4 protein-coding genes are annotated in these 8,772 nt (G+C 70.6%); 1 reads left to right on the top strand and 3 read right to left on the bottom strand.

Going from position 1 to position 8,772, the window contains the following annotated elements; all coding sequences use genetic code 11:
• Positions 1-336: 336 nt before the first annotated feature.
• Positions 337-936 carry an N-acetyltransferase family protein gene (locus tag ACNHYB_RS15975; protein WP_418276347.1) on the top strand — a complete coding sequence of 200 codons (600 nt, stop codon included), beginning with the start codon at positions 337-339 and terminating at the stop codon, positions 934-936.
• Here ACNHYB_RS15975 and ACNHYB_RS15970 read toward each other — a convergent pair.
• The 3 genes from ACNHYB_RS15970 to ACNHYB_RS15960 form a co-directional block, all read right to left on the bottom strand.
• Complete coding sequence (locus ACNHYB_RS15970; RefSeq protein WP_418276346.1) at positions 930-1,928, bottom strand: sugar phosphate isomerase/epimerase family protein; 999 nt, start codon at positions 1,926-1,928, stop codon at positions 930-932. The genes ACNHYB_RS15975 and ACNHYB_RS15970 overlap by 7 nt on opposite strands.
• A gap of 48 nt (positions 1,929-1,976) precedes the next feature.
• A complete protein-coding gene (locus tag ACNHYB_RS15965; protein ID WP_418276345.1) occupies positions 1,977-2,588 on the bottom strand; it encodes a hypothetical protein in 612 nt (203 codons plus the stop codon).
• 219 nt (positions 2,589-2,807) lie between these two features.
• Positions 2,808-8,711 (bottom strand): ThuA domain-containing protein, encoded by a 5,904-nt coding sequence (locus ACNHYB_RS15960; protein WP_418276344.1) that lies wholly within the window; start codon positions 8,709-8,711, stop codon positions 2,808-2,810.
• Positions 8,712-8,772: the final 61 nt, after the last annotated feature.

Raw genomic sequence — 8,772 nt, 5'->3', positions numbered from 1 at the left:
TTCAACCTTACCCGGTCCGACCCGCGCTGTCCAACTCGCTCTCGCTCGCTGGACGGCCGATCTCGTGAGCTCGGCCCCGCACCGCTCGACCGCAGGGCGCACTGATGCACCGTGTGATCTTGCGTTGTGGGTTTCAGCCCCGGTCGGCCGCTCTCGCGTCCGTTCCCCGTCGGGCTGACTTCGAGAACATTACACGCCCTGCGGCGTCGGTCCAAGTCCGCCGGGCGTGACCCGGCGCACACCGCTCCACCGCACTGTCGAGGACTCCCGCCGGGGTCCGTCGTCGGCCGTCGTCCGGTGCACACGTCCGGCGGTCCTGGACCGCACCAGGCCCGCATGGCCGACGTCCTGCGGGCTAGTCTCGACGACGTGACCACCGCCGTCGTCCGCCCCGCACGTCCCGACGAGGCCGCCGAGATCGCCTGGCTGGCAGCCCTCACGTTCCCGCTCGCCTGCCCGCCGGGAACCGGCGTGTCCACCATGGCCGCGCACATCGCCGCGCACCTGACCCCCGCCCACGTCGAACGCTGGATCCGCGACCCCGACCGTGCGCTCCTGGTCGGGGTCGACGACGGCGCCCCGGCCGGCTACGCGCTGCTGGTGCGAGGTCTCCCCGACGGCGCCCAGGAGCGGGAGACCCTGAGCACCGCGACCGGACCCGGACCGTACGTCGAGCTGTCCAAGATCTACGTCCACCCAGACCGGCAGGGCGACGGCACCGCAGGCGCCCTGATGGCCACCGCCGTCGCGGCCGCGGCGGAGCTCGCACCCGGGCGCCCCCTCTGGCTGGGCACCAACGGTCGCAACGAACGCGCCCAGGCCTTCTACCGCAAGCACCGGTTCGAGGTGGTGGGGCGGCGCACCTACGACGTGGGAGGCGTGCAGCACGACGACGTGGTCATGCTGCACGCCCCCGGGTCGTCAGCTCCTCACTGAGACGAGAACGCGGCGTCGAACGCGGCGTCCGGGGCGTCGAACGCGAGGCGTCGGACGAACTCCAGCCCCTCCGGCGCGCCGACCAGGCGGTCCATCCCGGCGTCCTCCCACTCCACGGACAGCGGACCGTCGTAGCCGATCGCGTTGAGCATCCGGAACGCGTCCTCCCAGGGCACGTCACCGTGCCCGGTCGAGATGAAGTCCCAGCCGCGGCGCGGGTCCGCCCACGCCAGGTGCGACCCCAGACGCCCGTTACGGCCGTTGAGCCGCTTCTTCGTGTCCTTGCAGTGGACGTGGTAGATGCGGTCCTTGAAGTCCCACAGGAAGCTCACCGGGTCGAGGTCCTGCCACACCATGTGGCTCGGGTCCCAGTTGAGGCCGAACGACTCGCGGTGCCCGATCGCCTCCAGCGTCTGCTTCGCGGTCCAGTAGTCGTAGGCGATCTCGCTCGGGTGGACCTCCAGGGCGAACCGCACCCCGACCTCCTCGAAGACGTCGAGGATGGGGTTCCACCGGTCGGCGAAGTCCTGGTAGCCGGCCTCGACCATGTCGGCGGGCACGGGCGGGAACATGGCCACCGTCTTCCAGATCGACGACCCGGTGAACCCGACGACGGTGCGCACCCCGAGCTGCGCGGCCATGCGCGCCGTGTCCTTCATCGCCTCGGCCGCCCGCTGACGGACACCCTCCGGGTCGCCGTCGCCCCAGACCTCCGGCGAGAGGATCTCCTGGTGCCGACGGTCGATCGGGTCGTCGCAGACGGCCTGGCCGGTGAGGTGGTTCGAGATGGCGACGATCTGCAGGCCGTGCCGTGCCATGAGGTCCTTGCGGCCCTGGACGTACTCGGCGTCGTCCCACCGGGACACGTCGAGATGGTCGCCCCAGCAGCACAGCTCCAGGCCGTCGTAGCCCCAGCCGGCGGCGAGCCGCGCCACCTCCTCCAGGGGCAGGTCGGCCCACTGGCCGGTGAAGAGGCTGATCGGTCGTGTCATGGTCGTTCCTCTCGTTGATGTGTCCACGGTCGGCCGCGGAATGCCTTCTCAGCGCGCACGACGCCGAAGATGCAGGAGCACGGCGCCCGCGGCGCCCGCGGCCGCCAGGACCGCCAGGCCGGTGATCGCCCAGGTCGGCAGGCCGTCGCTCGTCCCGACGCCCGCTGCCGCCTGGTCGGCGGAAGGCGCGTCGGCGGCCGCATCGTCGACGTCCGGTGCGGCGGAGGGCTCGGCAGCCGGCGGCGACGGCGGAGGGGCGACGTCGATCTCGGTCACGCCCTCGTACTCGGCAGGCTCCGTCGCGGACATCGTCACCGTCCAGTGCCCCGCACCGAGGACTCCCGGTTCGGACCGGTACCACCCGACACCCTCCGACGCCGACTGCAGCTGGATCGGCCCGACCTCCTCCCCGTCGTCGGAGACCGCGGTCACGGTCAGGTCCACGGTCTCCTCGACCGGGTGCCCGTCCTCGGCCCACGTCACGGCTGCATCGATGCCCCCGGCACCATCGGTGCCGAGGTCGACCGCCACGTCCCCGCCGTGCGCCACGGCCGGCGTCGCCGTCAGGGCCCAGGCCGCCGCGAGCACCGCGACAACCGCCACGAGCACGGCTCGTGCGATCGCCCTGCCGTCGACCAGCACGCCACGTTGCGTCCTCATCAGTCCTGCTCCTCGTCGCTCGTCCTCGATAGGGGCCCTCGGCGCAGGTGCGGAGCGCACCGCCCTGCGCCGAGAGCTTGCCGACACCAGGTCGGCGATGTCACCACCCCTGGTACCGACCGCACCGTCGTCCCCGGGCCGGGAGACCGTGCGGCGTTCCCGGTACCCGGGTGGCGACGGTGCGGGGAGCCGCGAACGGCGCGGCTCCCCGCGGTCATGTCAGCCGCAGGTCACCCCCGCGACGGTCACGATGACGACGGCCTTGCCCGACGGGCTGAGGGTCCAGTCGCCCTCCACCTCGAGCTCGGTCCCGGTCTCCGGCGTGGCGATCACCCGGTACTGCCCCGGCGCCAGGGCGCCCAGGTCGGCGGGCTTGCCGTCGGCCTTGCCGTCCACCCAGCGGTGGACGACGTAGCCCTTGACCCCGACGACGTCGACCGGGCTCAGCGCGCCGGTCGTCGTGGCGTCGGCGTCGCAGCTCGGCTGGACGAGGTCCACCGCAGGGACCCGGTCGCAGCCGTAGCCCTCGATCGTCACCACGAGGGTCGCCTTGCCCGACGGGCTCGTCCTCCACTCGCCGTCCACCTCGAGGAGGTGGTCGGCGTCGGGCGTGGCGATCACGTGGTACTGGCCCGGAGCGAGGTCCTGAAGGTCCGACGGCTTGCCGTCGTTCAGGTCCCCGTCCACCCAGTTGTGCACCACGTACCCCTTGACGCCTTCGACCGGCTCACCGGTGAGCGAACCACCGGTGCGGACGTTCTCGCCGTCGGCGTCGACCGCGCACGTCGGCTGCGTGACGGTGACCACGGGGGTCGCCGTCGGGCAGTCGAAGGCGTCGATCGTGACCGACAGCTCGAGACGTCCCTGGAAGATCTCCTTCCAGCCGTCGCCCGGGACGAGGGTGTAGCCCTCGGCCGGCCAGGCGCGCACGAGGTACTCGCCGGGAGACATGTCCCCGGCACGCACGTACCGGCCGGAGTCGTCGGCGTCCTTGACGACGTAGCGGGCCACGCCGTCCGTCTCGGTACCGACCACCGAACCGTTCACCTGCTCGAACGCCCCGTCCACGACGGTGCAGCTCGACTGGTGCACGGTCACGGCCGGAGCCGCCTCCAGCACGGCCGGCTCGGCGATGGTGAAGGTGAGCGACTCCCCGACGACGTTCTGGTCCCCGGCCGAGGCGCGCACCTGGACGGTGTGCTCCCCCGGTTCGGCGACCTCGATCGGCGCGGTGTACTCCGCCCAACCCTCACCGTCGAGGTTGTACTCGCGGTACACGAGCACGCCCTCCGGGCCCCCCGCGGTGTCGATCGAGATCGTCACCGGTCCGGTGTAGGCACCGTCCTCGCCGTCCGGGGCCGCCGGGTCGAGCGACCCGGTGACCGTCAGCGGCTCGACGTCGTCCCCGACCACGCGGAAGTAGTCGAAGGCGGCCGTCGACGAGGACTGCTGCACACCACCGAGGGCGTACAGACCGACCTTGGCGTCGTCGAGGGACTCGTTGGTGACGCCGTCCGGGAACTCCTCCCACTCCTCGCCGTCGGTGGAGTACGACGCCGAGAACGTCGCCCCCTCCTTGGCCAGTCGCAGGTACCAGACGTCACCGGTCACGTCCAGGACCGTCGGCCCTCCGGCCGAGGCGTCCTGCTCGGAGCGCAGCTCCAGGTTGGCGCCGGCCGTCCCACCGGGCTGGTTCTTCGCCAGGTAGTCGAGCTTGACGTAGTTGTCGTCGTCGCCGTACACGAGAAGACCCGCCTGCTGCCAGCGCTGGTCGAGGTCGGAGACGTCGACCTTGGTCTCGATCGTCCAGTCACCGTCGGGCTGGTCCTGGACGACGATGTTCGGCGTCCCGGTGTTGTCCGGCCCGTAGACGTCCGTGGCGGTCGTGTCGATCTCGAGCGAACCGTCGCTCACCCGATACCCGGTCGGGTCCTCGCGGACCACGGCCCAGCGGCAACCGTCGAGCTGGTCGCCCTCGAACTCGTCGTCCGGCCCTGCCTCCACCGCGGTGTCGTCAGGGGTGACCGAGAACCAGTCGAACCGTGCGTCGATGACGTCGGCCGGCGAGTTGCCGTTGGCGAACGCTGTCAGCCCGATCTTCGGGTCGACGATGTCCGCCGTCGTCGTGCTCTCGGGCATGTCGGTGAACGTGACGCCGTCCGTCGAGTACGACCCGACGAGCGACTCGCCGGAGCGGGTCAGACGCAGGTACACGGTGTCGTCGACGTCGGCACCGACCGCCGGGGTGTTGATCTCCGACGGGGCGCCTCCGACCTCCGTGGCCAGCTGGAAGATGCGGGAGCCCGCGTTCGGGGACGTCCCGCGTCCCTGGACCACCATCTTCACGTAGTTGGCGTCGTCCGCGTACAGGACGAGACCAGCCTGCTGGTAGTTGACCCGAGCCGCCAGGTCCACCTTGGTGGTGACCGTGAAGTCACCGTCGGGCAGGTCCTGCAGCACGATGTTCGACACGTCGTCGGCCGAGCCGCCGTAGATGTCGGTCTTCGTCGCCGGGATCACCAGGTTCCCGTCGGACACCGCGAGGTTCTGGTCACGGCGCACCACGGTCGTCCAGCGGTCCTCGTCGAGCTCGTCGCCGAGGAAGTCGTCCGACCGGCCCGAGAAGCACAGGGCGGGCGGGACGACGACCTCCGAGACGGTCACCTCGACGTACTCGGTCGCGTAGGCACCGCCCGCATCGGTCACCCGCACCTGGAGGCGGTACGTGCCCGCCTCGGCGTACGTGTGCTCGAACGTGGACGTGCCCTCGACGAACCCGTCACCGAGACCGGTGTCCCAGGCGTAGGTGAGCTCCGCGGAGTCACCGTCCGGGTCCGACGCGGTGGCGGTCGCCGTGACCGTCAGCGGAGCGTCGCCGGCCACCGGGTCGGCCTCGAGGCTGACGTCGGGGCGCACGTTGTCCGTGACGCCACGGCCGTCGAACTCGGCCCAGTTGACGTTGATCCGGCCGTCGAGAACGACGAAGTAGAGCGTCCCGCTCCCGGAGGGCGGGTCGGCGATCTCGACCAGGTCGGTGGTGATCCAGTTCTGCCACCCACCGGTGCCCGGCACGGTGACCTGGGCGAGCTCCGGACCGTCCGGAGCGTCCCAGCGCACGGACACGCGCGACGAAGCGGCCGGCGTCGAGGCGCGCAGCGAGATCGCCTCCACGTTGGTCAGGCTCACCGGTTCGAAGGCCCACCAGTCGTCGACCTCGGTCCAGCCGATGTTGAGGCCGCCACCGGCCTCGTCCTCGGTCTCCTCGGTCTGCACGCCGGCCGTCCCGGTGGACGTCGAGCCGTCGAGACGACCCGTCGAGGTGAAGAACTCCGCCTGGAGCGTCTTCGGCTGCAGGACCTGCAGGTCGTTGGCACCCAGCGGCACCCCGGCGTCACCGCCGTCGTCCGTGTAGGTGGCCTCCACGACCCAGAAGATGTTCTCCGAGATCCCGTGGCCCTCGTCCCGCGCCGTCTGGAGCATCCCCGAGCAGCCCGTGAGCTCCTCGAACGGGTGGGCGTGGGTGTCGTGACCGAGCGACGTGTAGAGGGTGACCTCGGAGCAGTCGACCTCGCCGTCGGGGTCCGTGACCTCGACCTCGTAGGCCACCTGGTCACCGAACTCGAAGAAGCCCCCGTTCTCCGGGAACGTAATCGACACCGTGGGCGCTTCGTTGCCCACGACGATCGTCACGTTCGCCGTGCTGACCTTCTCGTTCGCGGCCGTCACCGTGAGCTGCGCGGTGTACGAGCCGTTCTCGGAGTAGGTGTGCGTCGGGTTCGCCTCGGTCGACGGCGCGGTGCCGTCGCCGAAGGTCCACTGCAGCGAGATCGCCTCGCCGGCAGGGTGTCGCGTGCCCTCGGAGGAGAACTGCACCGTCAAGGGAGCGGCCCCGCTGGTGACGTCCGCGGACGCACGAGCGATCGGGGCCGGGTCACCCTGGACGTAGTTGACCTTGAAGATGCCCGAGGAGTCGTTGTTGCCGCCGAAGCCGGCACCCCAGTCGACCATGTAGAGCACGCCGTCCGGGCCGAACTCGAAGTCCATCGGCCGGTTGAAGCCCGCTGAGGAGTCGAAGATCCCCGGGAGGATCCGGTTGACGTCGACGACGTCCTCCCGGTCGTCGGCGGAGAGCTGGATCGAGTACATCCGACCCTGGTTCCACTCGCCGAAGAGGGCCTTGCCGTCCCAGTACTCGGGCCACTTGTAGTCCGAGTCCAGGGCGGCGTCGTAGTCGTACGTCGGGCCCGCCATCGGGGCACCACCGGCACCGATCTCCGGCGAGACCTCCGAACCGTCCTTGTCGTACGGGATCTCGGCGCCGATCACCGGCGGCAGCTCGGCAAGACCGGTGTTGTTCGGCGAGTCGTTCACCGGTGCCGCGCAGTCGAACGCCTCCCCGGACTGGCCGGTGGCGAAGTCGTAGTCGACGTACGCGTCCAGGTCTCCGGTGCAGTACGGCCAGCCGTAGTTGCCCGGCTCCGCGACGACGTTCCACTCGACGGTGCCCGCCGGGCCACGGTTCGGGTTGGCGTTGCGGTTGTCCGGTCCGTAGTCGCCGACCAGGATGTTGCCGCTCCGGGCGTCCAGGTCGATGCGGAACGGGTTGCGGAAGCCCATCGCGTAGATCTCCGGGCGGGTCAGGTCCGTGCCGGGCTCGAACAGGTTGCCGGCCGGCACCGTGTACGAACCGTCCTCCTGAGGCGTGATCCGCACGATCTTGCCGCGCAGGTCGTTGGTGTTCGCCGACGTCCGCTGGGCGTCGAAGTTCTCCTCGCCGGCACGCTCGTCGATCGGCGTGTAGCCGTTCGACTGGAACGGGTTGGTGTTGTCCCCCGTGGCCAGGATCAGGTTGCCCGCGTCGTCGAACACCATGTCACCACCGGCGTGGCAGCAGGTCTCCCGCTGGGTCTCGACGACGAGCACCTTGACCTGCGAGGCCGGGTCGATGCTCTGGGTGCCCGGGTCGTAGGTGAAGCGGGAGATCCGGTTGTGCGGTCCGTCCTCCCCCACGTCCGACGGCGACCAGTAGAGGTAGATCCACCCGTTGGTCTCGAAGTCGGGGTCGAGCACGAGACCGAGCAGCCCGTCCTCGTTCCCCTGGGTGACGCCGAGCGACAGCGCGGTGGTCGTCACGCCCGACGCGGCGCCGATGACCCGCACGCGCCCGTCCCGCTCCGCGTAGAACACGTCACCGTTCGGTGCCACGTCGAGCACCATCGGGTTCTGCGTCTCGTCGTCGAGCGTGACCTGCTCGTAGCTGGCCGTCTGGGTCGCGTTGCAGTCGCTGTCGACGACGCCGGCGGCCGTCCGGATACCGCCGAGCAGGTGCTCGACGAACTCCGGCTCGGCGAACGAGGCGTCGGTGTGACCGCCGCCGGTGTACCAGGACCGGCCACCTTCGAAGTTGTGGCACCAGGCGATCGGGTGCTCGGCACCCATCGCCGTCCCGCCGGCGCTGTACGTGCTCTCGTCGAGGGACGCGAGCACGTGGACCTCGTCACGGGGGTCCGAACGGAAGTTGTACCACTCGTCGAACCTGTCCCACCGCTCCGGCAGGTGCTCGGTCGAGGGGTGGGCGTGGTCCTCCACCTTGACGGTGGCGTCCTGCTGCGCGGGATGACCGGCGAAGTAGGCGCCGACCAGCTCGCCGTACCACGGCCACTCGTACTCGGTGTCGGAGGCGGCGTGGATGCCGGCGTAGCCGCCACCCGCCTGGATGTACTCCTCGAACGCGGCCTGCTGGGTGTCGTTCAGGACGTCACCCGTGGTCGACAGGAAGACCACGGCCTCGTACTGCTCGAGGTTCTCGGTGGTGAAGGCACCGGCGTCCTCCGTCGCCGTGACGGTGAAGCCGTTGTCGGTACCGAGCTGCTGGATGGCCGAGATGCCGGCCGGGATCGAACCGTGGCGGAAGCCCGCCGTCTTGGAGAAGACGAGGACGTCGAACTCCTCGGCCGCCGCCTCGGCGGCGGGTGCGGGTGCGGCCTCGGCCGAGGGTGCGGCGTCGGCCGCCTGTGCGGCGCCGGCGCCGGCCCACGAGAGCGGCAGGGCGACGGCGGCCGCCAGCGCGGCGGCGACACCTCTCCTCGCAGCGCGCGAGCGTGCTCTGAGCACTGTACTCACCAGGAACTCCTTCGGTCTGGGTCAGTGGTGCTGATGCTTGTGCGCTCCGCGGCGCCCGCTC

Origin of the sequence: Isoptericola jiangsuensis (assembly GCF_048320105.1) — a bacterium.
Classification (GTDB): domain Bacteria; phylum Actinomycetota; class Actinomycetes; order Actinomycetales; family Cellulomonadaceae; genus Isoptericola; species Isoptericola jiangsuensis_A.
This window is presented reverse-complemented; position numbering and strand designations above follow the sequence as displayed.